Source organism: Intrasporangium flavum (assembly GCF_001956915.1).
Classification (GTDB): Bacteria; Actinomycetota; Actinomycetes; order Actinomycetales; family Dermatophilaceae; genus Monashia; species Monashia flava.
Map to the genome: position 1 here is coordinate 16,610 of NZ_MLJO01000007.1, position 24,230 is coordinate 40,839.

At 74.9% G+C, this 24,230-nt stretch carries 25 protein-coding genes and 1 pseudogene; 17 read left to right on the forward strand and 9 right to left on the reverse strand.

Annotation, left to right across the window (positions count from 1 at the left end):
* Positions 1-208: 208 nt before the first annotated feature.
* From BIV28_RS06075 to BIV28_RS06120, 10 genes are all read left to right on the forward strand, one after another.
* Positions 209-1,489, forward strand: coding sequence for a toxic anion resistance protein (locus BIV28_RS06075; protein ID WP_076260206.1), 1,281 nt, complete (start codon positions 209-211; stop codon positions 1,487-1,489).
* Positions 1,490-1,645: 156 nt separating this feature from the next.
* Complete coding sequence (locus BIV28_RS06080) at positions 1,646-2,263, forward strand: hypothetical protein (RefSeq protein WP_083707083.1); 618 nt, start codon at positions 1,646-1,648, stop codon at positions 2,261-2,263.
* A gap of 3 nt (positions 2,264-2,266) precedes the next feature.
* Positions 2,267-3,970, forward strand: a complete 1,704-nt coding sequence (locus BIV28_RS06085; protein WP_076260209.1) for an AAA family ATPase — start codon at positions 2,267-2,269, stop codon at positions 3,968-3,970.
* Complete coding sequence (locus tag BIV28_RS06090; protein WP_076260211.1) at positions 3,967-5,298, forward strand: hypothetical protein; 1,332 nt, start codon at positions 3,967-3,969, stop codon at positions 5,296-5,298. Before BIV28_RS06085 ends, BIV28_RS06090 begins: the two co-directional genes overlap by 4 nt.
* Entirely contained in the window at positions 5,295-6,284 is a 990-nt protein-coding gene (locus tag BIV28_RS06095; protein ID WP_076260213.1) for a glutamate ABC transporter substrate-binding protein, read from the forward strand. The genes BIV28_RS06090 and BIV28_RS06095 overlap by 4 nt, the downstream gene beginning before the upstream one ends.
* Positions 6,281-7,507 carry an AAA family ATPase gene (locus BIV28_RS06100; RefSeq protein ID WP_076260214.1) on the forward strand — a complete coding sequence of 409 codons (1,227 nt, stop codon included), beginning with the start codon at positions 6,281-6,283 and terminating at the stop codon, positions 7,505-7,507. The genes BIV28_RS06095 and BIV28_RS06100 overlap by 4 nt, the downstream gene beginning before the upstream one ends.
* Complete coding sequence (locus BIV28_RS06105) at positions 7,504-10,005, forward strand: serine/threonine-protein kinase (protein WP_076260216.1); 2,502 nt, start codon at positions 7,504-7,506, stop codon at positions 10,003-10,005. Before BIV28_RS06100 ends, BIV28_RS06105 begins: the two co-directional genes overlap by 4 nt.
* Complete coding sequence (locus BIV28_RS20410; protein WP_278247761.1) at positions 10,002-11,351, forward strand: PP2C family protein-serine/threonine phosphatase; 1,350 nt, start codon at positions 10,002-10,004, stop codon at positions 11,349-11,351. The genes BIV28_RS06105 and BIV28_RS20410 overlap by 4 nt, the downstream gene beginning before the upstream one ends.
* Positions 11,344-12,630 (forward strand): VWA domain-containing protein, encoded by a 1,287-nt coding sequence (locus tag BIV28_RS06115; protein ID WP_076260218.1) that lies wholly within the window; start codon positions 11,344-11,346, stop codon positions 12,628-12,630. Before BIV28_RS20410 ends, BIV28_RS06115 begins: the two co-directional genes overlap by 8 nt.
* A complete protein-coding gene (locus BIV28_RS06120) occupies positions 12,627-13,496 on the forward strand; it encodes an FHA domain-containing protein (protein ID WP_076260219.1) in 870 nt (289 codons plus the stop codon). The genes BIV28_RS06115 and BIV28_RS06120 overlap by 4 nt, the downstream gene beginning before the upstream one ends.
* Positions 13,497-13,567: 71 nt before the next feature.
* On the opposite strand, the gene BIV28_RS06125 is transcribed toward BIV28_RS06120, so the two are convergent.
* Entirely contained in the window at positions 13,568-14,350 is a 783-nt protein-coding gene (locus BIV28_RS06125; RefSeq protein ID WP_076260343.1) for a class I SAM-dependent methyltransferase, read from the reverse strand.
* A gap of 137 nt (positions 14,351-14,487) precedes the next feature.
* On the opposite strand from BIV28_RS06125, the gene BIV28_RS06130 reads away from it, so the two are divergent.
* Together BIV28_RS06130 and soxR are read left to right on the forward strand one after the other, a co-directional pair.
* Positions 14,488-15,054 (forward strand): AAA family ATPase, encoded by a 567-nt coding sequence (locus BIV28_RS06130; RefSeq protein WP_076260221.1) that lies wholly within the window; start codon positions 14,488-14,490, stop codon positions 15,052-15,054.
* A gap of 1 nt (position 15,055) precedes the next feature.
* On the forward strand, positions 15,056-15,487 hold the full coding sequence (soxR, locus tag BIV28_RS06135) for a redox-sensitive transcriptional activator SoxR (RefSeq protein ID WP_076260222.1): 432 nt from the start codon (positions 15,056-15,058) through the stop codon (positions 15,485-15,487).
* Between the two features lie 162 nt (positions 15,488-15,649).
* Here soxR and BIV28_RS06140 read toward each other — a convergent pair whose 3' ends face one another.
* On the reverse strand, positions 15,650-16,228 hold the full coding sequence (locus BIV28_RS06140; RefSeq protein ID WP_076260224.1) for an NlpC/P60 family protein: 579 nt from the start codon (positions 16,226-16,228) through the stop codon (positions 15,650-15,652).
* A gap of 187 nt (positions 16,229-16,415) precedes the next feature.
* Here BIV28_RS06140 and BIV28_RS06145 point away from each other — a divergent pair, with 187 nt between their 5' ends.
* The 5 genes and pseudogenes from BIV28_RS06145 (at position 16,416) to BIV28_RS06165 (ending at position 19,531) form a co-directional block, all read left to right on the forward strand.
* Entirely contained in the window at positions 16,416-16,859 is a 444-nt protein-coding gene (locus BIV28_RS06145; protein WP_076260225.1) for a hypothetical protein, read from the forward strand.
* 356 nt (positions 16,860-17,215) lie between these two features.
* Positions 17,216-17,329 (forward strand): annotated as a pseudogene (locus BIV28_RS20510) (hypothetical protein); the annotation flags it as partial.
* A gap of 205 nt (positions 17,330-17,534) precedes the next feature.
* Positions 17,535-17,792 (forward strand): ABC transporter permease family protein, encoded by a 258-nt coding sequence (locus BIV28_RS06155; RefSeq protein ID WP_242652791.1) that lies wholly within the window; start codon positions 17,535-17,537, stop codon positions 17,790-17,792.
* The gene (locus tag BIV28_RS06160; RefSeq protein ID WP_076260344.1) at positions 17,789-18,799 is read left to right on the forward strand and encodes a sulfate/molybdate ABC transporter ATP-binding protein; all 1,011 of its coding nucleotides are present in this window, start codon (positions 17,789-17,791) and stop codon (positions 18,797-18,799) included. Before BIV28_RS06155 ends, BIV28_RS06160 begins: the two co-directional genes overlap by 4 nt.
* Before the next feature lie 267 nt (positions 18,800-19,066).
* Entirely contained in the window at positions 19,067-19,531 is a 465-nt protein-coding gene (locus tag BIV28_RS06165; RefSeq protein ID WP_076260227.1) for an RrF2 family transcriptional regulator, read from the forward strand.
* A 123-nt stretch (positions 19,532-19,654) separates the two neighbouring features.
* Here BIV28_RS06165 and BIV28_RS06170 read toward each other — a convergent pair whose 3' ends face one another.
* The 7 genes from BIV28_RS06170 to BIV28_RS06200 form a co-directional block, all read right to left on the reverse strand.
* The gene (locus BIV28_RS06170; protein WP_076260228.1) at positions 19,655-20,032 is read right to left on the reverse strand and encodes an Rv3654c family TadE-like protein; all 378 of its coding nucleotides are present in this window, start codon (positions 20,030-20,032) and stop codon (positions 19,655-19,657) included.
* The gene (locus tag BIV28_RS06175; protein ID WP_242652793.1) at positions 20,029-20,382 is read right to left on the reverse strand and encodes a TadE family type IV pilus minor pilin; all 354 of its coding nucleotides are present in this window, start codon (positions 20,380-20,382) and stop codon (positions 20,029-20,031) included. The genes BIV28_RS06170 and BIV28_RS06175 overlap by 4 nt, the downstream gene beginning before the upstream one ends.
* On the reverse strand, positions 20,379-20,585 hold the full coding sequence (locus BIV28_RS06180) for a DUF4244 domain-containing protein (protein WP_076260232.1): 207 nt from the start codon (positions 20,583-20,585) through the stop codon (positions 20,379-20,381). The genes BIV28_RS06175 and BIV28_RS06180 overlap by 4 nt, the downstream gene beginning before the upstream one ends.
* A gap of 102 nt (positions 20,586-20,687) precedes the next feature.
* Positions 20,688-21,299, reverse strand: coding sequence for a type II secretion system F family protein (locus BIV28_RS06185; protein WP_207555808.1), 612 nt, complete (start codon positions 21,297-21,299; stop codon positions 20,688-20,690).
* On the reverse strand, positions 21,296-22,183 hold the full coding sequence (locus BIV28_RS06190) for a type II secretion system F family protein (RefSeq protein ID WP_076260233.1): 888 nt from the start codon (positions 22,181-22,183) through the stop codon (positions 21,296-21,298). Before BIV28_RS06190 ends, BIV28_RS06185 begins: the two co-directional genes overlap by 4 nt.
* Positions 22,180-23,379, reverse strand: a complete 1,200-nt coding sequence (locus BIV28_RS06195) for a TadA family conjugal transfer-associated ATPase (protein WP_076260235.1) — start codon at positions 23,377-23,379, stop codon at positions 22,180-22,182. Before BIV28_RS06195 ends, BIV28_RS06190 begins: the two co-directional genes overlap by 4 nt.
* Complete coding sequence (locus BIV28_RS06200; RefSeq protein WP_076260237.1) at positions 23,376-24,152, reverse strand: CpaE-like family protein; 777 nt, start codon at positions 24,150-24,152, stop codon at positions 23,376-23,378. Before BIV28_RS06200 ends, BIV28_RS06195 begins: the two co-directional genes overlap by 4 nt.
* Positions 24,153-24,230: the final 78 nt, after the last annotated feature.

Genomic DNA, 24,230 nt, shown 5'->3' on the forward strand with positions numbered 1-24,230 from the left:
TCCCCCGCGAGGCCCGATGCGACGGGCGGGGAACCGGCGTGGAACCCCTGGAAACGTCTGCCCGTCGCAGGCGCGCGGCACGTAGAGTGGCCGTACGCCCGAGACGGGGGGACGCGTCCGGCTCCAGGCCGGGCGCCCGACCCGTGGGCGAGGGACTTCGGACGCGTCGCCGACGCGTCCGGCACCGAGGGGAAGGACCCGTTCGACGATGACCGACCAGCCAGCCGCCCAGGCCGCTGCCTCCGGAGCACAGGCGCAGGCCCAGCAGGTCACGCCCCTGGCCCCGCCGCCGAGCGAGGCGTTCGTCCTCACCGCCCCGGCCCCCACCCAGCCGGTCGCCGAGACCGCGGCGCCGCGGATGGCCCCGGCCGTCCCCGAGGCGGCGCTGCCCGGCCTCGACTCCAAGGTCGACACCTACCTCGACGGCCTGATGCGCACCACCGCGAAGTCGCCCGAGTGGGAGGCCAAGGCGGCCGACGTGCGCAGCATGGGCACCGACGAGATCCGCTTCGCCGCCGAGAGCAGCAACCGGATGCTCCAGATGCCGGTCAAGGCACTCAACGAGGGGGGCCTGTCGGGCAACTCGAAGGTCGGCACGACGCTGCTCGACCTGCGCCGCACGGTCGAGGACCTCGACCCGGGCCAGGCCCAGGGCGCCAAGAAGTTCCTCGGCATGATCCCCTTCGGCGACAAGGTCACCGACTACTTCCGCAAGTACCAGTCGGCCCAGAGCCACCTCAACGGCATCCTGCACTCGCTCCAGTCCGGCCAGGACGAGCTGACCAAGGACAACGTCGCCCTCAACCTCGAGAAGAAGAACCTCTGGGAGTCGATGGGCCGGCTCAACCAGTACGTCTACGTGGCCGAGCGCCTCGACGCCAAGCTCGCCGCGCAGGTCGCCACCCTCGAGGCCACCGACCCCGAGAAGGCCAAGGCGCTGCGCGAGGACGTCCTGTTCTACGTGCGCCAGAAGCACCAGGACCTGCTGACCCAGCTCGCGGTGTCGATCCAGAACTACCTGGCCATCGACATCATCATCAAGAACAACATCGAGCTCATCAAGGGCGTCGACCGCGCCACGACCACCACGGTGTCGGCGCTGCGTACGGCCGTCATCGTGGCCCAGGCCCTCAACAACCAGCAGCTCGTCCTCGACCAGATCACGGCGCTCAACACGACGACGTCGGGGATCATCGAGCGCACGTCCGAGGCGCTCAAGCAGAACTCCGCGCGCATCCAGGAGCAGGCGGCGAGCTCGACGCTGTCGATCGAGTCGCTGCAGAAGGCCTTCGCGAACATCTACGAGACGATGGACACCATCGACCAGTTCAAGGTCCGCGCGCTCGACAACATGGCCGCCACGATCGGCACCCTCGAGACCGAGGTCGCCAAGTCGCGCAGCTACCTCGAGCGCGTCGCCTCGCACGACGCCCGCCAGTCCACCAACGCCGCCCCCGGCGTCTTCGACCTCAGCGGCCCGACCCGATGACGGCCACCGACACGCCCACTCGCGAGGACGCCTAGCGACGGCGGGCAGAGGCTGGGGCGACACCCGCGCACCGACGCGCGGGCGGTCAGAAGGACGAGCGGGGCCGGGCGCGGTGGATGGGCGGGCCGGCCCCCGACGATGAAAAGGGGTCTCGCAGTGGGTATCCGGTCGTGGTTCGGGTTGGACAGGCCCGAGGCGCCCGAGCCGGTGCGTCCGGGCCCGCCGACGACCGACCAGCTGCTCGGCGCCCTCGACACCGTCGAGGCGCAGGCCCGGGCCGGACGCGTGCCGGGCGTCGTGCTCTCGCGCCTGCTCCGGGTCACGCGCGTCGTGCGCGAGACGCTCCCCCGCCTCGACCAGCTCGGCCTCGGCAGCGCCCAGGGCTTCAGCGTCATGGCCACCGCCACCGACTACCTGCCCGTCGCCATCGGCAACTACCTGCGCCTGCCGCGCGACTGGGCCGACACGCGCCCGATCGCCGGCGGCAAGAGCTCGGTCATGCTGCTCGTCGACCAGCTCGACCTGCTCGGCACGACGATGGACAAGGTGTACGACGCCGTCTGCCGGGCCGACGCCGAGGCGATCATCGTGCACGGGCAGTTCCTCGAGCAGAAGTTCGGGCAGGCCTCGGCCGGTGGCTCGCTCGGCCTCGGCGCGCCCGACCCGACGCCGGGTGGCCCACCCGCCGCCATGCCCTCGACGCCCTCGACGCCCTCGGCGCCCGGGGCCCCTCTGTCTCCCCCGCCCCCCTCCCCCCTGGCCCCGCCGGAGTGACGCATGCCTGATGCACCCCGTGACGCCCCCGACCGCCGAACCGACGGCGGCGACTCGCGCCTGGCCGAGAGCCTCGAGCAGCTGACCGACGTCGCCGCAGAGGCCGGCCTCGACCCGGCGGCCGCGCGCGACGAGGGGCTGCGCGTCGCGGCCGCCCTCGCCGAGGCCGTGCCCGAGGCGGCGCCCGGCTGGGCCGAGGTGGCCCACCCGGGCCTCACCGACCTCGCGAGCATCAACGCCGCCTTCTTCGACGCCGCCTCCCGCGGACGCCGCTGGCGGGCGGCCCCGACCGACCTGCTCGAGGCGCTCGTCGGGTCGCGGCACTCGCTCGCCGACGAGTACGCCGAGGCGCTGACCGAGGTGGCCTCCGCCGCCGTCATGCTCGGCACGGCGCCGATCTGGGTCATCGCCAACGCGTCGGCCGCCTCGGGCGTGTACCTCGCTGCCGCGCGGGGCGCGTCGGTGCCGGTGCCGCAGGCGTCCGCCGCGTGGCCGGCCGGCATCCCCGGCCTCGGGTCGGCGTCCCCCGACGTGCTGCGCCCGTCGATCCCGGGGCCCCTGGGAGCTGCGGGTCCCGCTGGTGCACAAGGCGACCCGGCCGCCGTCGGCCCGGCCGGGGCGGCGGCCACCGGCACCGATGCCGCGCCGCAGCAGCCCACACAGCCGGAGGAGCCGGCCGAGCCGGAGAAGACGGTCGAGGAGCTGCTCGCCGAGCTCGACGAGATGATCGGCCTCGACCGCGTCAAGCGCGAGGTGCACCGCCAGGTCGCGCTGCTCACCGTCGAGAAGCTGCGCACCGAGGCTGGCCTCAAGGCACCGAGGATGAGCCGCCACCTCGTCTTCGTCGGCAATCCCGGCACCGGCAAGACCACCGTGGCGCGCCTCATCGGGGCCATCTACCGGGCACTGCAGCTGCTGCCCCAGGGTCAGCTCGTCGAGGTCGACCGCAGCGAGCTCGTCGCCGGCTACGTGGGCCAGACCGCGCTCAAGACCGCCGAGGTGTGCGAGAAGGCCGACGGCGGGGTGCTCTTCGTCGACGAGGCCTACTCCCTCACCGGCGACCAGTACGCGCAGGAGGCCGTCAACACCCTCGTCAAGGAGATGGAGGACCGTCGCGAGCGCCTCGTCGTCATCGTCGCCGGCTACCCCGACCCGATGGTCGCCTTCATCGCCCAGAACCCCGGCCTCGCGAGCCGGTTCACCACGACGATCGAGTTCGACGACTACTCCGACGACGAGCTGATGCGCATCCTCGACTCCATCGCCGAGGGCAGCGACTACGAGCTGACGCCCCAGGCCCGCGACACCGTCCGGGAGATCCTGACGGCGACGGTCCGCTCGTCGGCCTTCGGCAACGGACGCTTCTCGCGCAACCTCTTCGAGGCCGCCGTGTCCCGGCACGCGTGGCGGCTGCGCGACGCGAAGGAGCCGACGCGCGACGAGCTGCGTCTACTCACCGCAGACGACTTCACCGACCAGCCCGACGAGCCCGAGCAGCCCGACGAGCCCGAGACGGCCCCCGCCACCCCGGCAGCGGACGCCTCGGATCCGGAACCGCTCAGGGCAGACCCTGATGGAACCGCCCCGGCCGGCGAGGCAGTCTCGGACCAGGACGACCAGCACGACCAGCAGTTCCAGCACGACCAGCACGAGAACGACGACACCCGGGACACCGAGAGCCCGGACCCGAGCGAGGACACCGCATGAGCGCCCCGAGGACGAACATCCCCGTCGCCGTGCCGGCCGGCGCGCCCGCGAACCGGCCCGGCGGCACGGGCCCGGCCGGAGGCGGCACGCGCACCATCGCCGGCAGCCTGCCCGGCGCCCGCGGCGTCGCGGACCGCCTGCTGCACGGGACCCCCGGCCGGATGCGTCTGTACGGCCTCGTCGGCGTCATCGCCGCGCTCCTGCTCGGTGCCATCAGCGCCAACGCCCTCCTCGCCTCGCAGGCGGCCGTCGAGCGTGCGGCCAACAACACCGCGCAGGTCGTGCGGGCGCAGTCGATCCACGTCGACCTGCTCCGTGCCGACGCCCTCGCCACCAACGCGTTCCTCGTCGGTGGCGTCGAGTCGGCCGACTCGCGCGCCCGCTACGAGGAGGCGATGGGTGCGGTCGCCAAGGCGCTGTCCGAGGCCGCGGCGGCCCAGCCCGCCGACGGCACGGCGCTCGGCGCGCTGTCCCAGCAGGTGCAGACCTACGTCGGGCTCGTCGAGCAGGCCCGCGCCAACAACCGCCTCAACCTGCCGATCGGGGCCACGTACCTGACACAGGCCAGCGACGGCCTGCGCTCGGACGCCATCCCGATCGTCGAGGCGGTCGTCTCGGCCAACGAGCAGCGCGCGTCCGCGGAGTTCGACCGCAGCAACTCGAGCCTGCAGCTGCTGGTCGGGCTCGTGTCGCTCATCGCCCTGGTGCTCATCGCGGTCTGGCTGGCCAAGCGCACCCACCGCTACCTCAACCCGTCGCTCTCGGCCGCGATCGTCATCCTCGTCGTCGGGCTCTTCGTGGCGGCGTCGACCATCGGCGGCATCGGCAACGCGACCCGCAACGTCCAGCAGGGCGACTTCAAGACCGCCGTGCAGCTCGCCGGCGTCACGACCGCCGCCAACGACGCCCGCGCCAACGAGAGCCTGACCCTCATCAAACGCGGCTCCGGGGCGTCGTACGAGAAGAAGTGGAAGACCGACGACACCGCCGTGCGCACCGCGCTCGGAGACGACAGCACCCTGCTGGCCGACTGGAACGCCTACCGCGGCGTCCACACCAAGGTCCGCTCGCTCGACGACAACGGCCAGTGGGACCAGGCCGTGGCCCTGTCGACGAGCATCGCGGCCGACGGCGCCGCAACGGCCTTCACCGCCTTCGACAACGCCGCCGCCGCCCAGCGCGACAAGGCGAGCCAGAGCGCCGTCGCGAACCTCGAGGGCCTGGGCGGCTCGGCCCCCTACTACGCCGCCGCCCTCGCCATCGCCGCGCTCGTCGCCGCGTGGCTCGTCGTGCGCGGCTTCGGCCAGCGGATCGAGGAGTACCGATGAACCTCACCCTGCCCCGCGCCGCCCGCCGGGCCCTGACTACGGCCGTCGCGGTCGCGGCGCTCGGGGCGCTCGGCGCCTGCTCGAGCGTCACCTACGAGGCGACGCCGGTGCCGGTCAAGACCCCCGCGAAGAGCTCGGCCGCCCCGGCGGTCACGCCGCAGGCGTGCGACAACGCCACCCAGTCCTACAACCCGCTGCCGAGCCTGCCGACCCGAGCCGAGATCACCGACCAGCGGATGCGCGACATCCTCACCCGCGGCTACCTCCGGGTCGGCGTCTCGGCCGACACCTACCTCTTCGGCGCCAACGACCCGTCGACGGGCAGGCTGCAGGGCTTCGACATCGACATGGCCCGGGCGATGGCCAAGGCGATCTTCGGCGACCCGAGCAAGGTGCAGCTGCGGGTCATCACGGCCGCGGACCGCCTCCCCCTCCTCGAAGCCGGCGAGCTCGACCTCGTGGCCCGCAACATGTCGATGACGTGCGACCGGTGGCAGAAGATCGCGTTCTCGGCCGAGTACTACCGCTCCGGCCAGAAGGTCCTCGTGGGGCGCACCCTGAAGGACGCCGCGACGCTGTCGCTGCAGGACCTCAAGGGCAGGAAGGTCTGCGCCCCCAGCGGCACGACGTCGCTGACCAAGCTCGAGCAGGTCAAGGGGCCGGAGGTCGTGACGGCCCCGACCCACACGGCGTGCCTCGTGCTCTTCCAGCAGGGCAAGGCCGACGCGATCACCGGCGATGACACCGTCCTGGCCGGCCTCGCCGCGCAGGACCCGAACACCGTCGTCACCAAGGCCCCCGCGATCACCGTCGAGCCGTACGGCCTGGGCATGAACAAGGACGACGTCTACCTCGCGCGCTACGTCAACCGCGTCATCGCCGACCTCGAGGCGAGCGGTGAGTGGAAGCAGATGTACGACCGCTGGCTCGCCGGCCCGCTCGGCCCGGCCCCCAAGCCCCCGACCCCGGTGTACGGACGCGGATGACCGCCGTCCCCGCCCCCGCGTCCGGCCCGGCCCCCGAGCCGGGCGTCGGCGTCGTCGCCCCGACGGCACCGGGCCGTCTCGGCGTGCCCGTGCAGGCGGCCGAGGCCCAGACCTACCTCTTCGCGCTGCGCGACTGGGTGGCCCAGCGCCGCGCCGACCTCGGCGAGGTCGACCGCGCCGTCCTGCGCCTGACGCCGGCCGAGCAGGCCTCGATCACCACCGACCTCACCGTCGCCCTGACGTTCTGGAAGGCCGTCAACGACCGGCTCGTCCTGCTCGAGACGACCTTCGACGGCGGGCGCGTCGGGCCGAAGGAGGCCGAGCGCCTCTCGACGCTCATCCACGGCAGGCTCGACTCCAACACCTCCGAGCAGCTGTCGCTGCCCTCGAGCGGGTCGCTCGCGGTGAGCCTGCCCGAGGCCTGCCGGCTGCTCGACTCCCTGACCCGCACGCTGCAGGCGCGGGCCTCGCTGGCGCCGGGTGCCGCCGAGGCGAGCCAGCGCATCACCGTGGCCCGGGCGGGACTGGAACGCGTCCGCGACCAGGTGCCGCTCGTGCCGGCCGGCGCCCAGCGCGACGAGGCCGCGGAGAAGCTGGCGCGCCTCGACCGCCGCATGGAGGACGTCGTCGAGCGCGCCCGGCGCGGCGCCGACACCGGAGGGCTCATCGCCCCGCTCGAGATCGACATCGCGGTGCTCGAGCGCGACCTCATCGTGGCCGCTGCAGAGCGGGCCTCGGCCGCCAAGAGCCGCATCCGCACGCAGCAGCAGGTCGAGGAGCTCGACGCGCGGGCCGAGGCCATCCGGGCCCTCGAGCGGGCCTGCCTCGCCGCGATCACCCCGGCCCCGCACCTGGCAATCCCCAACGTCCGCGCCCTCGGCCCGGTGCCGCAGGGTGCCGCCGAGCTGGCCGCCTTCCGCGACAGGCTCGACCGCGTCGGGCGCGCCCTCGACCTCGCGCACGAGACGTACGCCGCGGGCCTGGCCGAGCGCGACGAGGTCGTCGGCCTGGCCGGTGCCGTCGGCGCGATGGCCGCCTCGGCCACCCTCGACCCCGACACCACCGCCGACGTCGCCGACCTGCGCGCACGGCTCGACGCGGTGCTCGCGACGACGCCGCTGCCGGTCGCCCGCGCCCGGGCGCTCGCAGCGGCCTACCAGGCCTACGTCGACGCGGCGACGCGTCCCCGTCCCACCCCCAGACCGCAGAGGCAGCGTCCATGAAGTGCATGCAGCCCGGGTGCTCCGGGCAGATCGTCGACGGCTACTGCGACGTGTGCGGCATGGCCGCGGGCACGTCGCTGTCCGTCAGCGCGCCCTCCACCTCCTCCGCGTCCGCCGCCGCCGGGGCGTCGGTGGGCACGCCGGCCGCCGCGTCCGCGAGCCCGGCGGGGGCGTCGGTGGGCACGTCGGCGGGGGCATCGGTGGGCACGTCGGTGGGCACCGTCCCCGACGGCACGCCGTGCCGCCAGCCGGGGTGCTCCGGCAAGATCGACGCCGGCTACTGCGACGTGTGCGGCACGCCCGCCGCGCAGGAGGAGGTCGCCTCGCTGGCGCCGGTCGGCGGCAGCGCGCGCACCGGCTCCGGCGGCTCGGGGCCGACCCAGCCCGGCAGCGAGCCGGCCGGCGTCGGCCCGGAGCTCTCGACGCGGTCCGCCGCCTCGAGCAACCTCGCCTCGACCGCCCTGGGCTCCAAGCGCGCCCGGCAGGGCGGCAGCGTCGCGACGCGCCGCACCAGCGGCTCGCAGCGCCTCCGCGCCGCCCGCCTGGGCGGCGGCATCACGACGGTGCGCCCCGCCCCGACGATCGACGCGTCCAAGGCCCTGCTCACCGACCCCACCGTCCCCGAGAACAAGCGGTTCTGCCCCAAGTGCGGCGAGCCCGTCGGCCGCGGCCGCGACGGCAAGCCGGGGCGCACCACCGGCTTCTGCGCCAAGTGCCGCCAGCCGTTCTCGTTCGACCCGAAGCTCAAGGCCGGCGACCTCGTGGCCGGCCAGTACGAGGTCGCCGGCTGCCTCGCCCACGGCGGCCTCGGCTGGATCTACCTGGCCCGCGACAAGAACGTCTCCGACCGCTGGGTCGTGCTCAAGGGCCTGCTCAACTCGGCCGACCCCGACGCGCTCGCCGCGGCGATCGCCGAGCAGCGCTTCCTCGCCCAGGTCTCGCACCCGAACATCGTCGAGATCTACAACTTCGTCACCCACGACGACGCCGGCTACATCGTGATGGAGTACGTCGGCGGCACGTCGCTCAAGTCGATCCTCAAGCAGCGGATGCAGGCAGCGGGGCGCTACGACCCGCTGCCCGTCGACCAGGCCATCGCCTACCTGCTCGAGATCCTGCCGGCGTTCCAGTACCTGCACGACCTCGGGCTCGTCTTCTGCGACTTCAAGCCCGACAACATCATCCAGGTCGGCGACGAGGTCAAGCTCATCGACCTCGGCGGCGTGCGCCGGGCCGACGACGAGGACTCCGCGATCTTCGGCACCGTCGGCTACCAGGCGCCCGAGGTGGCCGAGCTCGGCGTCTCGGTGGCGAGCGACATCTACACGATCGGGCGCACGCTCGTCGTGCTGACGATGGAGTTCCGCGGCTACCAGACGACCTACCTCAACACCCTGCCGCCGCAGGACTCCGTGCCGGTCTTCCAGAAGTACGACGCGTTCTACCGCCTCGTCGCCAAGGCGTGCGCACCCAACCGCGACGACCGGTTCGTGTCGGCCGACGAGCTGCGCTCGCAGATGGTCGGCGTGCTCCGCGAGGTCGTGGCCCTCGACCAGGGGGCCGGCGCCGCGTCGACCACGGTCAGCTCGCTGCTCTTCGACGTGCCGACGCCGGGCACCGAGCCCGACGACTGGCGCAACCTGCCCGCGCTGCGCCGCGACCCGCACGACCCGCAGACCGGCTGGCTCAGCACCGTCACCGGCTCGCCCACCGAGCGGCTCGCCGTCCTCGAGCGCGCGGCCGCCCGCACCACCGAGGTGCTCCTCGACATCGCCCGCACCGCCCTGGACTCCGGCAAGCGCGACGTCGCCGAGTCCACGGCCACCGAGCTGCTCGCCGCCGACCCGTGGGAGTGGCGCGCCGTGTGGATCCAGGGCCTGGCGGCCCTCGAGCGCGGCGACTCCAAGGCCGCGCAGGCCGCGTTCAACGCCGTGTACGGCCAGGTGCCGGGCGAGCTCGCCCCCAAGCTGGCGCTCGCCCAGGCGTCCGAGCAGGCCGGCGACGACGCCGTGGCCGAGAACCTCTACACCGCGTGCGCCCGCACCGACTCGACGTACGTGCCGATGGCGGCCTTCGGCCTGGCCCGCATCCGGGCCGCCCGACGCGACGTCGACGGCGCCGTCGGCGCCTATCGGCTCGTGCCGCCGCAGTCGAGCGCCTTCCGCACCGCCCGGGCCGGCCTCGCCGAGCTGCTCGCGCGGGCCAACCGCGGCCTGCCCGACCTCGCGGAGGCGCTGCGCACCCTCGAGGACACCTCGCTGTCGGCGCGGCGCAAGGCCGAGCTGACGACCCTCATCTACCGTGAGGCGCTCGCCAAGGTCGAGAAGAGCGGCACCAAGACCGACCTGCTCCTCGGCGAGCACAAGACCACGCCCACCGGGCTGCGGCTCGGGCTCGAGGAGTCGCTGCGCGAGCTGGCCCGCCGCACCCCCGAGCTCGACGAGCGCGTGCCGCTCGTCGACGAGGCGAACACCATCCGACCCTGGAGCCTCTGGTGACCGACCTGCCCCCCACCGCGCCCAGCGTGCCAGGCGCGCCCGGCGTGCCCGACGTGCCCGGCACTCCAACTGCGCACGGCCTCCCCGACGCCCCCGCCCCCGAGGCGGCCGCCGCCGACGGCGCGGCCCCGACCGGCGAGCGGCACTGCCCCTCATGCGGCACGGCCAACCCCGCCGACGCGACCTTCTGCGAGGCGTGCGGCACCGAGCTGACGGCGTCGATGCTCGGCACCGGGCTGCCCCAGGCGAGCGCGCCGGAGCCCGCCGTCGCGGTGGCCGCCACCCCGCAGACGGCACCGGCCGGCGAGGAGTCGCCGCTCGACGTCGGGTGGACCGGGGCGGTGCCCTCGGCCCCGGTCGGCGGCCCGGGCGCCGAGCCCGACGATACGTGCCCGACGTGCCACGAGGGACGCATCGTCGACGGCTGGTGCGACCGCTGCGGCTCGCCCCCGCCCAACCCCCGCGACCACTTCGCCGAGGCGCCGGCCTCGTGGGTGGCGGGCCTGTGCGACATCGGCCGGCGCCACTCGCGCAACGAGGACGCGATGTCGCTGAGCGCCGACGAGGCACCCGGGTCGCGGGCCGTGATCGTCGTCTGCGACGGCGTCTCGATGGCCACCGACTCCCACATCGCCTCGCTCGCCGCCGCCCAGGCCGCCCGCGCGGTGCTCGACCAGCCGTTCCCGCGCGGTGCCGGCACGCCCGAGGCGTGGGCGGTCACGGCCGGCCGCGCGCTGACCGCCGCCGTGACCCGCGCCAACGAGGCGGTCACCGCGGCCGTCGTCGACGACGTGCCCAACCCGCCGTCGTGCACCTTCGTCGCAGCGGTCGTCGAGGACGGCGTCGTCGTGACCGGCAACGTCGGCGACAGCCGGGCCTACTGGCTGCCCGACGCCGACGCCGAACCGGCCCGCCAGCTCGGCGAGGACGACTCCTTCGCCCAGGAGCAGATGGCGGCGGGCGTGCCGCGCGCGGAGGCCGAGACCGGCCCCCACGCGCACTCGATCACCCGGTGGCTCGGCCGCGACGCCCCCGAGGACCTCACGCCGCACCTGACCACGCTGACGGCGCTGACGAACACGCCCGGCTGGCTGCTCGTCTGCTCCGACGGCCTGTGGAACTACCGCTCCGAGGCCGAGGGCCTGCGGGCCCTGCTGCGCGAGAGCGCGGCCCGCGTCGGTGACGCACCGGCCGACCTCGCCCGCGCCCTCGTCGACTTCGCGAACGAGCAGGGCGGGCGCGACAACATCACGGTTGCCCTCGCCAGACTGGCTGGGCAAGGATCGACAGTGAACGACGGCGCGACGACCGGCGCGCCCGAGGAAGGGGACCCGATCGATGGCTGACTTCACCGCAGAGGTGTTCCAGAACGAGTTCCTGCCCGACGGCGGCACCGACGTGCACGCCATCGTGCGCATCACCTCGACCGGCGCCTCGGCCGGGAGCTCCACCGGGCTCTCCGACCCGGGGTCGGCGGCCGAGGTCATCCTCATCGACACGTCCGGCTCGATGGGCCGGCGCGGTGTCTCGGCCGCGGGCGAGGCCGCCAAGGCCGCCCTCGCCGAGATCGTCGACGGCACGCTGTTCTCCGTCGTCGCCGGCAACGGGACCGCCCAGATCGTCTACCCCTACAGCCACCAGGGCGCGCTCGTGCCGATGTCGGCCCAGACCCGCGCCGAGGCCGGGCGGGCCATCGACGGCCTGCGCGCCAACGGGGGCACGGCGATGGGCACGTGGCTGACCCTCGCCCGGCAGATCTTCGAGACCGTCCCCCACGTGACCAAGCGCCACGCGATCCTGCTCACCGACGGCGTCAACGAGGGCGAGACCCCGGCCTCGCTGCAGGCGGCGGTCCGCGGCTGCCTCGGGGCGTTCCAGTGCGACTGCCGGGGCGTCGGTGACCAGTGGCGCGTCGACGAGGTCCGCGGCATCGCCTCGGCCCTGCTCGGCACCGTCGACCTCATCCCGGCCCCCGAGGAGATGGCGGCCGAGTTCGAGGCGATGATGCGCGCGTCGATGTCGCGCGGCGTCGCCAACGCCGAGCTGCGGGTGTGGGTGCCCCAGGGCGCCGAGCTGCTCTTCGTCAAGCAGGTGTCCCCGACGCTCGAGGACCTCACGCCGCGGCGCCAGGCGATCAACCCGCTGACCAACGCCTACCCCACCGGCGCGTGGAGCGACGAGAGCCGCGACTACCACGTCGCCGTCCGGCTCCCGGCCCGCACGCTCGGGCAGGAGCAGCTCGCCGCGCGCGTGCAGATCTCGCTCGGCTCCGACCCGCTCGCCCAGGGCCTCGTCAAGGCCAAGTGGAGCAACGACGACTCGCTCACGACCCGCATCGACCCCGCGGTGGCCGCCTACACCGGGCAGGCCGAGCTCGCCACGGTCATCCAGGAGGGCCTGGCCGCCAAGGCCGCCGGCCAGGACGACGTCGCCACCTCCAAGCTCGGCCGGGCCGTGCAGCTGGCCGGCCTCACCGGCAACGACGAGATGACCTCCCGGCTGCGCAAGGTCGTCGAGATCGACGACGCCGACACCGGCACCGTCCGCCTCAAGAAGGGCGCGAGCAAGATCGACGAGATGTCGCTCGACACCGCCTCGACGAAGACGAGCCGGGTGCGCCGATGAGTGCGGTCTGCCCCAACGGCCACACGTCCGAGGCCGACGACTACTGCGACACGTGCGGGTCGCCGATCGACGCGTCGGCCCAGCCGGCAGCGTCGGCGGCGCCGAGCGCGGCGGCTGGCGCGGCGGCGGGTTCTGCTGCGTCGCAGGGTGGTTCGGCCACCGGCGCCGCTCCGGGGGGCCGCTCCTCGCTCGACCTCGACCCGTCCGGCGCGGCCGAGCCGGCGACGCCCGCGGCTCCCGCCGAGCCGGCGACGCCCACGGCCCTCGCCTGCCCGAACTGCGGCACCGAGAACGCCGACGGCGCGCTCTTCTGCGAGGCGTGCGGCTACGACTTCACGACCGGCGCCATGCCGCGCGACGCGGGTGGCGAGGCGTCCGGGTCGGCCCCGGCCGCGGCCGCGGGCGACCCCACCGGTGCACCGGCCGAGCCGGCTGCCCCGGCGGCCGAGCCGTTCGAGTGGCTCGCCGAGGTGTGGATCGACCCCGACTGGTACCAGACCCAGGAGGCCGAGGACCCCTGCCCCTCGCCGGGGCTGCCGGTCATCATGCCCCTGCGGCACAAGAGCGTCCTGCTCGGCCGGGTGTCCACGAGCCGCAACACCCACCCCGAGATCGACCTGTCGTCCGACCCGGGCGTCAGCCGCCGCCACGCGCAGCTGACGACCGACGGCACGCGCTGGTTCGTCGAGGACCTCGGCAGCTCGAACGGCACGTACGTCGGGCCGGCGTCGGGTCCGCTGCCCGACCACCCGATCCCCGTCGGCCCCAAGACCGAGCTCGGCGACGACGACCGGCTCTACGTCGGCGCGTGGACGCGCGTCGTCGTGCGCCGTGCGACGCCCGACGAGGTCGACGCCTACGCCTGAGGCCGAGCGCCCGGCAGGCGTGAGACCGGCGTCTTTCCCGGCCGCCCCGCCCGCGACCCGACGCCGCCCGCTCAGCGCGGGCGGCGTCGCGCGTCGAAGAGGGTCCTGCTCGAGTGGGCCACGAACGGCTCGCCCCGGCGCAGCTGCTCGTCGAGCCCGCGCAGCACGCCGTCGTAGCGCTGGACGCTGAAGTCGGGCACCCACCAGACGCACTTGCGCAGCGTCCACACGATCGCCCCGACGTCGTGGAACTCCATCCGGCAGCGGGCGGTTCGCAGGTCGAGCACGTCGAGGCCGGCGGCCTCGGCGGCCGCTGCCTCGGTGTGCGGGTCCCTGCCGCGTCGAGCCTCGGGCTGCGGGCCGAGGAAGGCCTCGACGAGCTCGAAGGCCGAGCCCGGACCGACGTGCTGGGCCAGGTAGGTGCCGCCGTCGACGAGCACGCGCGCGACCTCGTCCCAGTCCGGGCGCACCGGGTGCCGGCTCGTCACGAGGTCGACCGACGCGTCGGGCACCGGCAGCGGCTCCCCCGGCGCGGCATCGAGCACCTCGACGCCGAAGCGCCCCAGCGCGCGGCGGGCCACGTCGGCGTTGGGCGCCCACCCCTCGGTGGCCGCCAGCCGCTGCGGGAGCGACGCGGCCGCGGCGAGCGCCTCACCGAGCGCCTCACCGAGCACCTCCCCGCCGCCGGTGTCGAGGTCGAGCACGGAGGCCGCCGTGGGCAGCCGCTCGGCGAGGAGCCGCACGTAGCCCCACGGAGGCCGTTCCTCGGTGGCCCGCCCGTCGAGCCAGCCGAAGCCCCAACCGGTGACGTCGGCGGACTCGGCCTCGGTGACGAGCTGCTCGTAGGTGCGCACGGGCGCCATCCTCCCCGTCGCGTCAACCGGTTTCGGTGTCCGCGGCCCCGGCAGGCGCCGCCCACCACCCGCCCGCAACTTGAACGTCACCTGAAGTCCGGCGACATTCCCGGCATCGGCGGCCTAAGGTGTGCGATGTGAGCGAACGGGCCTTCCTCCACGGCGCCCTCGACACCGCCCAGGTCGTCGTCGTCACCGGCGTCATGGCCGCGGGCAAGTCGACCGTGTCGCAGCTGCTCGCGGAACGGTTCAGCCGCGCCGTGCACCTGCGCGGCGACGAGTTCCGTCGGGTCGTCGTGCGCGGGCGCGTCGACATGTCGCCGCACGGCGACCCCGAGGCGGAGCGTCAGCTGGCCCTGCGCCACCGCATCACCGCGCGCACCGCCGACGCGTACGCCGACGCCGGCTTCACCGTCGTCGTCCAGGACCTCTTCGTCGGCACGAGCCTCATGCCGTTCCTCGAGCAGGTGGGCGCCCGGCCGCTCAGCCTCGTCATGCTCGCCCCCGACGTCGGCACGGTCATGCGGCGCGAGGCCGAGCGCGTCAAGGTCGGCTACGGCGACCTCTGGTCGATCCGCGACTTCGACGAGAAGGTGCGCTCCGAGACGCCGCACATCGGGCTCTGGCTCGACAGCTCGCAGCAGACCCCGGAGGAGACCGTCGAGGAGATCGTGTCGCGGCTGCCCGAGGCGAGGATCGCCTGAGATGTCGGGCCTCACCATCGGGCAGGTGGCCGAGCGCACCGGCGTCGCAACCTCCGCCCTGCGGTACTGGGAGGAGCTCGGGCTCGTGTCGTCGGTGCGCACCACGGGCAACCAGCGCCGCTACGAGCGCGCGACGATCCGACGCGTCTCGTTCATCCGCGCCGCCCAGCGGGTCGGGCTGTCCCTCGAGGAGATCGCGGCCTCCCTGTCGACCCTGCCCGACGGCCGGACGCCGACGGCGAGCGACTGGGCCCGCCTGTCGCGCTCGTGGCGGCCCCGCCTCGACGAGCAGATCCGGCGCATCGAGAAGCTGCGCGACCAGCTCGACTCGTGCATCGGCTGCGGCTGCCTCTCGCTGCGCACGTGCGCGCTCAACAACCCCTCGGACGTCCTGGCCGAGCACGGCCCCGGGCCGGTGCTCCTCGAGCCCTGACGCGTCGGCAGGGGCGCCGGCTTGGGCGCCGGCTGGGGCGCCGGCCGGGGCGCCGGCAGGGGCGCCGGCCGCGACGGACGCGCGGACGCCGGCCACGCCGGGCCACGAGGACCCGGCGCGACCGGCGCACGCCGACAGGCGGTGCCAGGCGGTGGCGAGGCGTCAGTCGCGGATGTTGTTGGCGCGACGGGCCAGGTAGCCGGCGTAGCTGCTGAGGTTGGCGACCCGGTGCTCCATGTCGGTCGTCGGGTTCGACTCCTCGTAGAGCCAGAACTGCGTGTGGTCGGCGTTGGCCCACTTCTGGAAGAGGACGACGTGGTTGCCGGGGTCGACGAGGTAGTCGCCCGCCTTGAGGTTGGCCTTGGAGATGCCGAAGCTGTAGGTCGAGGTCGCGAGCGCGTTGGTGTTCGGCGCGCTCAGGCCGGTCGGGCCCAGCTTGAGGGCCATCGACACGAAGCCGGAGCAGTCGCGCCGCCAGCTGTAGGTGCCGGAGGGGCCGGTGGCCGTGCCGGACTGGCTGTACTGGATGTTGCGGTCCATCCAGTTCTGGGCGCGGGCGATGACGTCGGCGCGCGAGATCGGGTCGTTGGGGGCTGCACTGGCCGGTGCGGCCGTGGCCACGGTGGCCGCTGCAGCGGCGACCATCGCCCCGGCGAGGGTCGAGCGCAGCACGGTGCGGCGGGTCATCGGCCGGCGCGCCGCGCGGGGCGCGGTCTGCGTGAGGTCGGTGTCGGTCGTCATGGACGGTCTCCTTCGGGCTGCCGGGTGCGAGCGGCTCGCGGCCCGGACGGCGGTGGTGGTGGCGCCGACGATGCGCGCCCGCCCTAACACGCCGCTAACCCGGCACCGGCCCGCACGGGCGCCGGTTGTTAGGCGCCGGTTACCGGCGACCGGCAGCGTCGGGGCTCCACCACACAGGAGGTCTCCCATGCAGCGCAGAACCACGGTCGCCGGCGCGGTCGGCGCCCTCGTCCTCGCCCTGTCCAGCGCGGTGCTCACGGCAGCGCCGGCCTCGGCCGACGACGGGAGCGTCTCGGCCACCTCACCCGACGGCCGGGCCTACGGCTCGGCCTACCTCGACTTCGTCAGCGCCACCCGCGTCAACATCAACGACCTCTACGTCAACGACCGCTGCCCCGGCGACGGCGTCGCGGCCACGATCAACCTCTACGTCGGCCACGGCGGCACCATCCAGGACATGGTGTGGATCAAGGTCGGCGAGCGCACCGACAGCGGCGGCTGCGGCTCCGACCCGGTCCGCACGAGCACGTACTACAAGGCCGCCTACGAGGAGGTCGACGCCTTCGCCATCCGCGTGTGCGGGTCGGGCGGCTGCTCCGGCTACGACTGGCGGATGAACCCGCACGCCTGAACCGGCGTCGGCGCGGCGCGGGTGTGCGGCCAGGCGCGCTGTTAGCCGCTTGTTAGCGGCGTCGGCGAGCGTGGTGTTCGCACCACCACCGACCTGCGGCCCCCACGGGGGCCGCCCCTGCCGCTCCTCCCAGCGGCACCTCCTGGGCCGCCGGCCCGCGTCACACCCGACAGGGGTGGGTGTGATGCGGGCCGGCGGTGTCCGATGACGTCAGGTCGGCGCGCGAACCGCACCGGGAGGCACCGGTCCGGTATCAATGGCGTGTGCTTTTTCGTGTGCTCGGGCCGCTCGAGGTCGTCGGTGACGCCGGCGCCGTCGTCGGGCTGGGCGGGTCCCGCGAGCGGCTCGTCCTGTCGATGCTGCTGCTCGGCGCGGACCGCCTGGTGCCCACCGAGCGCATCATCGACGCGATGTGGGGCGAGCCGCCCCGCACCGGCCGCCAACAGCTGCAGAACCTCATCGCCGGCCTGCGCCGGCGACTCGCGAACCACGACGCCGGCCTCGTCGTCACCCGCCCCCTCGGCTACGAGCTGCGCCTCGGCGAGCACGCCCTCGACGTCACGGAGTTCCGCCGCCTCGTCCGCGGCGCCGACGGCCTGAAGGCGCACGGAGACCTCGAGCAGGCCCGCCGCCACCCTCGGCGCGAACGGCTGGCAGACCTTCTGGCGCATCACGATGCCGGCGATCCGGTGGGGCCTGACCTACGGCATCGTCCTGACGGTCGCCCGCGCGCTCGGCGAGTTCGGTGCCGTGATCATGGTGTCGTCCGGGTTCCCCGGGGTGTCGCAGACGCTGACGCTGCTCGTGCACTCGCGCTACATCGACGACCACAACACCTACGGCGCGTACGCCGCCGCGACCGTCCTCATGGGCATGGCGCTCGTCGTGCTGCTGCTCATGACCCTGCTCGACCGCAAGAGGAGCACCCGATGATCACCGTCACCGACGCCCGCAAGAGCTACGGCTCCTTCCTCGCCCTCGACGACGTCAGCATCGACATCCCGAGCGGCTCGCTCACCGCGCTGCTCGGGCCGAGCGGGTCGGGCAAGTCGACGCTGCTGCGCTCGATCGCCGGCCTCGAGGGCCTCGACGCCGGAGTCGTGACGATCGCCGGCCGCGACGTGACGAAGGAGCCGCCGCAGCGGCGCGGCATCGGGTTCGTCTTCCAGCACTACGCGGCGTTCAAGCACATGACGGTGCGCGACAACGTCGCCTTCGGCCTGTCGATCCGCAAGCGGCCCAAGGCCGACATCGACCGACGCGTCGGCGAGCTGCTCGAGATCGTCGGTCTCGAGGGCTTCCGTGACCGCTACCCCGCCCAGCTCTCCGGCGGCCAGCGCCAGCGGATGGCCCTGGCCCGGGCGCTGGCCGTCGACCCCGAGGTGCTCCTGCTCGACGAGCCGTTCGGCGCGCTCGACGCCAAGGTGCGCGCCGACCTGCGCACGTGGCTGCGGCGCCTGCACGACGAGGTCCACGTGACCACGGTGCTCGTGACCCACGACCAGGAGGAGGCGCTCGACGTCGCCGACCGGATCGCGGTGCTCAACCACGGCCGCATCGAGCAGGTGGGCGACCCGGTGACGCTCTACGAGCGCCCGGCCAACGACTTCGTCATGGGCTTCCTCGGCTCGGTGGCCCGCCTCGGCGGGCAGCTCGTGCGACCCCACGACATCGCGCTCGAGCGCGACCGGGCGATGGCCCGAGCCCTGGACGACAAGGTCAGCGGGTCGCCGGGCATCGTCGCGGCCGTCGTCGAGCGGGTCGTGCCGCTCGGCTTCGAGGTTCGGGTGGAGCTGCGCGCCGAGTCGGGCGAGCGGTTCGCCGCCCAGCTGACCCGACGCGACGCCGGCGATCTCGCGCTCGAGCCCGGCGAGACGGTGTTCGCCCGGGCCGCCCAGCGCTCCACCGTCATCGAGCTCGACCCGGCCCTCGCCATCTGAGCCCGGTCGGGGCCGGCACGGGCCGGGGACTGAGACGCGGGTGCGAGCCCGCGGGGCCCACGGCATACGGTGGTCCGAGTCCCTCGCCGACCTGCCGGGCGGCGGCGGACGACCGGCACCGCCGGAGCAACCGGGGCGGCGAGGGGACGACACCTCGCCGCCCCGTTCCGTTCGGCCCGCCGACCGGCGCGTGTGCCTGGTCCCGATCGGGACCCCGGTCGGCCCCGCGTCCGACGGCGGCGCCGGCGGCTGCGGCAGACTGTGCCGGTGGACATCTCTGCCCGGGTCGACTACGCCGTCAGGGCGATGCTCATCCTCAGCGACGCGGAGGCCGAGGGCTCCGGCCCGATCAGCATCGACAGCCTGGCCACCCGGCAGGACCTGCCCCGCAAGTTCCTCGAGGCGATCTTCGCCGACCTGCGCCGGGCCGGTCTGGTGCTGAGCCGGCGCGGGGCGCGAGGCGGCTACGTGCTCGGGCGGCCGGGCGAGGAGATCAGCGTGGGCGACGTGTTCCGGGCCGTGGACGGCCCGCTCGCCGAGGTGCGCGGGCTCCGGCCGCACGAGACCGAGTACCAGGGTGTGGCGGCCCACCTGCCGAGCCTGTGGGTCGCCGTCCGCGCCAGCCTGCGCGAGGTGCTCGACGGCACCTCGCTCGAGGCGCTTCGCACGGGCGACCTGTCCGAGCGCGTCCGCCAGCTGCTGACCGCACCGGACGCCTGGCAGAACCGCTGACGCACCGGCCCGACCCGACCGGACGCTCCGGCTCGACCCGGCCGGACGCTCAGCCCGAGCGGACCGGCTCAGCCCGAGCGGACCGGCTCAGCCCGAGCGGCCGGCTCAGCCCGAGCGGCCGGCTCAGCCCGAGCGGGCCGGGCCGGCCCGGGAGCGGGCTCGGGCCGCATCGGGCCAGACCGGCACCTCGACGCTGACCTCGACCGTGACGTCCTCGCCGTCCGATGAGCACACCTCGAGGCGAGCCCCGTTGGCACGGGCCACCGCAGCGGCGGTCGCGCACGCCCGGCCGTGCGCCGACCGCTCGCCGGTCGCGCCGGCGATGGCCGCGAGGTCGGCCGCGAGCCGGGCGCGCTGACCTGCCACGGCCACCGAGCCGAGCACGAGTGCCGCGACGCCGGCTGCGAGCAGGACCCCGGTCACCGCGAGCACGAGGATGCTCGCGGACCCACGGTCCCTCGCAGCTCCGGACGCACTCCGGAGGCGCCCGGGCCGGCTCATGGCGGAGTCTCGGTCGGTGTGACGGCCACGGCCCGCAGGGTCCACGTGGGCAGGCCCGCCCAGCCACCGGCGTCGACGCTCACCGTCACCGCCACCCCGAGCGGCGCGGCGTGGACCTGCACCTCTGCCCCGTCGGGGGCGGCCGAGCGCCCGAGGCTCGTCACCTGCTCCACCGGGTCGCCGCGTGCCGCTGCCCGCGCGGCGATCCGGGCGGCGTCGACGCAGCGCACCTGGTCGACGGCCACCCGCACGGCGGCGAGGCACATCGCGAGGACGAGCACCACGGCCGGGACGGCGACGGCCAGCTCGGCCGTCACCATCCCGTGCTCGCGACGGGAGGGTCCGCTCACCCGGCGATCCCCAGGGCGCTCTGGACGATCCCGGCGAGCGCCGAGCGGACCGCGTCGGACTTGACCACCCCGAGCAGCACGAGCGCGAAGGTGCAGGCCGCCATGATGCCAACGGCGTACTCGGCCGTCGTCATGCCACGGTCGTCTCCGCGCGGCCGGGCTCGACGCAGGCGGCGGAGAGTGCGGATCATGCTGTGGGACATGGGGTTTCCTTTCTCTGGTCCGAGCGACGCTCGGCTGGTCTGTGGGCGAGCCGTCCTCGCGTGGCGCGACTCCGCGGCCTCGCCGGATCGCACCGCGGCAGGTCATGAGGACACGAGGTCTCGGGCCAGGGCGATGACGAGGGGCACGACGGTGGTGAGGCAGAAGGCCGGCAGCAGGACCAGCCCCAGCGGGGCGACGAGGCGGACGCCGACCCGGGCCGCGGCGACCTCGACCCGTTCGAGCTCGGCCTCGCGCAGGTCGTCGGCGGCCGCGAGGAGCAGGGGCGCGGGTGGCACCCCGGCCAGGTGCGCCACCTCGACGGCCCGCGCCGCCGGAGTCCACGCCGTGCCGACAGAGCCCCAGGCCTCGGTGTCGGAGGCACCCCAGCGAAGGGCCGTGGCCACCTGCCTCAGGTCTGCGGCCGGGTCGGCGGGCAGCCCGTCCCCCACCGCGTCGAGGACGTCCCACGTGGGCAGCCCCGAGCGGTAGCCGAGGGCCAGGAGCGCCAGGGCGGAGGCCACCTGCGCCGGCGCGGGCTCGACGCGAGCGCCACCCCGACCGGACTCGACGGACGTCGGCACGTCGGCGTCCTCGGGCAGGGTGAGGGCGTCGGGTCGATCGGCCACCTCGCGCCGGGACGGCAGGACGAGCACGGCCAGCATGACCAGGACGCCGGCGACGAGGGGCGCGCTCGCGACGGCGCCCGCGCTCACGACGCCACCGCCCGCACCATCCGGGCGCACCACCAGCGACCGAGCACCGCGAGACCGGCCCCGAGCACGACGGCCGCCGTGGACAGCGGCGAGCCGAGGTAGAGGGTCCGCGGGTCGACGCCGCACGCCATCCCGAGCAGCGGCCCGGCGAGCGGCAGTGCCGTGAGCACCGAGACGGTGGCGCGCGGGCCGGCCACGGCTGCAGCCACCCGACCGCGGCGACGGCGCACGTCACGCAGTCCGCGAGCGGCGCGCTCGACGGCGGCGGCCAGCGGCGCGCCGGTGCGCTCGGACAGGCGCCAGGCGGCGGCGACGAAGGCCAGCTCGTCCGAGCCGCTCTTCAGCGCCCAGTCGTCCCAGACGGCCGAGGCGGGCCGGACCAGCCGGCCGGCACGCACGAGGTCGCCCGCTAGGCCGGCGACGGCGGGGAGCGAACCCGGAGCCGGGGGCGTCGCGGCACCGGCGCCGGCTCTCGACACGTGGGCGAGCGCGTCGGCGCCGACCACCGAGGTCGCCGCGAGCTCGACGGCCCGCACGGGTGGCAGACCGGCCTCCAGGCCCGCACCGATCCCGGACAGGAGGTCGAGCGCGCCCGCGAGCAGGTCGTCGGACCGTCGACGCAGCCGCCACTCCCGCACGAGCTGCACGGGGTCGGCCCGCCACAGCCGGGCCATGGCCTCGCGGCGACCACCCGGCTCCGGGGGCGAGGAGTCAGCCGCCGAGCAGCTCGGCCCGAGGGCGAGGGCGTCCCTGGACCGGGCAGCGCGCACCGCGCGGCGTCGGGGCCAGGCCAGGGCGACCAGCGCGACGAGGACACCCACCGTCAGGCCGGCTGTGCTCAGCGGGACCGAGGCCCAGATCGACGCCCCGCCGACGACGCTCACGCCGCACCCGCAGAGGAGTCTGCGCCGACCTGCTGGGCCGAAAGGCGACCGGTCGGTGGGCTGGAGGGCAGCCCGAGACGCGCGGCGAGGTGGGGCCAACCCGGCCCGACCTGCTGCTCGCTGCCGGGACCTGCCCAGGCGAGGGCCGGCTCGACCCGCGGACCACGATCACCGCGTCGGAGCAGGGCCACGGCACGGACGTGTCGCACGCCGCGCGAGCGCGCGACGTGGACGACGACGTCGAGGGCTGCCGACACCTGCGAACGGACCGCCGAGGGCGACAACCCCGCGAGCGCCCCGAGCGCCTCGAAGCGGGCCAGCACGTCGGTGGGCTCGTTGGCGTGCACCGTGCCGCACCCGCCCTCGTGCCCGGTGTTGAGCGCGGTCAGCAGGTCACGCACTTCGCCGCCGCGGACCTCCCCGACCACGATGCGGTCGGGCCGCATCCGCAGCGCCTGGCGCACGAGCGTCGACAACGTCACCTCGCCGACACCCTCGACGTTGGCCGGGCGGGCCTCGAGCCGCACGACGTGGGGGTGCTCGACACGCAGCTCGCGGACGTCCTCGACGACGAGCAGGCGCTCGAGCGGGTCGCACGCCGACAGGAGGGCGGCGAGCAGCGTCGTCTTGCCCGCGCCCGTTCCGCCCGACACGACGAACGCGAGCCGGCGGCGCACGAGCGCCTCGAGAACGGCTTCCCAGCCGGGCGGCACCATGCCGCGGGCCGCGAGCGACGCCAGCGACACGGACCGCGACGGCGGCACGCGGATGGTCACGTGGGCCCCGCCCTCGACGAGGGGTGGGAGCATCGCGTGCAGGCGGGCCCCGGAGGGCAGCTGCCCGTCGACCCAGGGGCTCGCCTCGTCGAGCCGCCGGCCGGCGAGCCCCGCCAGGCGCACCGCGAGGGTGCGGGCGTCGGCCGGGTCGAGGTGGTCGGTGGTGCGCTCCATGCCGGCTCCACGGTCGACCCAGACCCACCCGTCGCCGTTGACGGCGACGTCGGTGACGCCGGGCTCGGCCAGCCACGCATCGAGGGGGCCGGCGCCCAGCACCCGGGCCCCGAGCGCCGAGCGCGTCGCCGCGACCCGCGTCGCCCCGAGCGCTCCCTGCTCCTGGGCCGCGACGGCGGCGACCGCGTCGGGGCCCGGCACGACGCCCTCACGGACCCGTTCCCAGACCGCCGGGCTGAGGCTCACGCCGCCTCCGAGATGGACACCAGCCGCAGGAGCAGCTCGTCGGCGGCCCGGACGAGCGGGCCTCGACCGCGCACGCCCGGTGGAAGTCCCTCTGCGACCTCGGTGACGACGCGCCGGTCGTCACCGACCGCGGCCACGACGGGCACATCGAGCTCGTCCATGACGAGGTCCTCGAGCTCGGGCTCGACGCGGGCACCGCGGAGCACGACCCAGGGCTCGATGGGCGGCACGGGCGGCCCGGACCAGTCGTCGGCCTCCCGCCGCGCAGCGCCGACGACGCGGCGCACGCCCGGGACGACGAGCGTCGCGGCGGCCAGCTGCACCACCTCGGTGCCGACCACGACGACGATCGCGTCGACGAGCGGGGCGACGGTCTCGACGACCCCGACCGACCGGGGCAGGTCGAGCACGGTGACGGCGTGCGCGTCGGCCAGCCCGGTGACGACGTCGGGGACCGTGTCGAGCCAGTCGTGCGGGTCCTGGCCGGCCGCCCACGGCGGCGCCCCCGAGAGCACGGCGACACCGGCGGTGGTCGGCAGCCGGTCGGCGAGCCCGGCTCCGTCGACGACCCCGCGGACGTCGGCGAGGTCGGGCCAGCGCCACCCGGGCTCCTGCTCGACGCCGAGCACGACGTCCAGGCGCCCGGCGCCGCGGTCGAGGTCGACGACGACGGCGGAGCGCCCGGCGGCCGCGGCCCGGACGGCGAGCGCTGCGGCGAGGCACGAGGCCCCGACGCCGCCCGAGGCGGACAGGACGGCGATGACGTTTCCCATGACGACACCGTCGTCGCCGGTCGGTGGCAGGCCCAGCCCTCATGCCGCGGCTGTGGACGGCGGGGCAGCTGCGGGGCG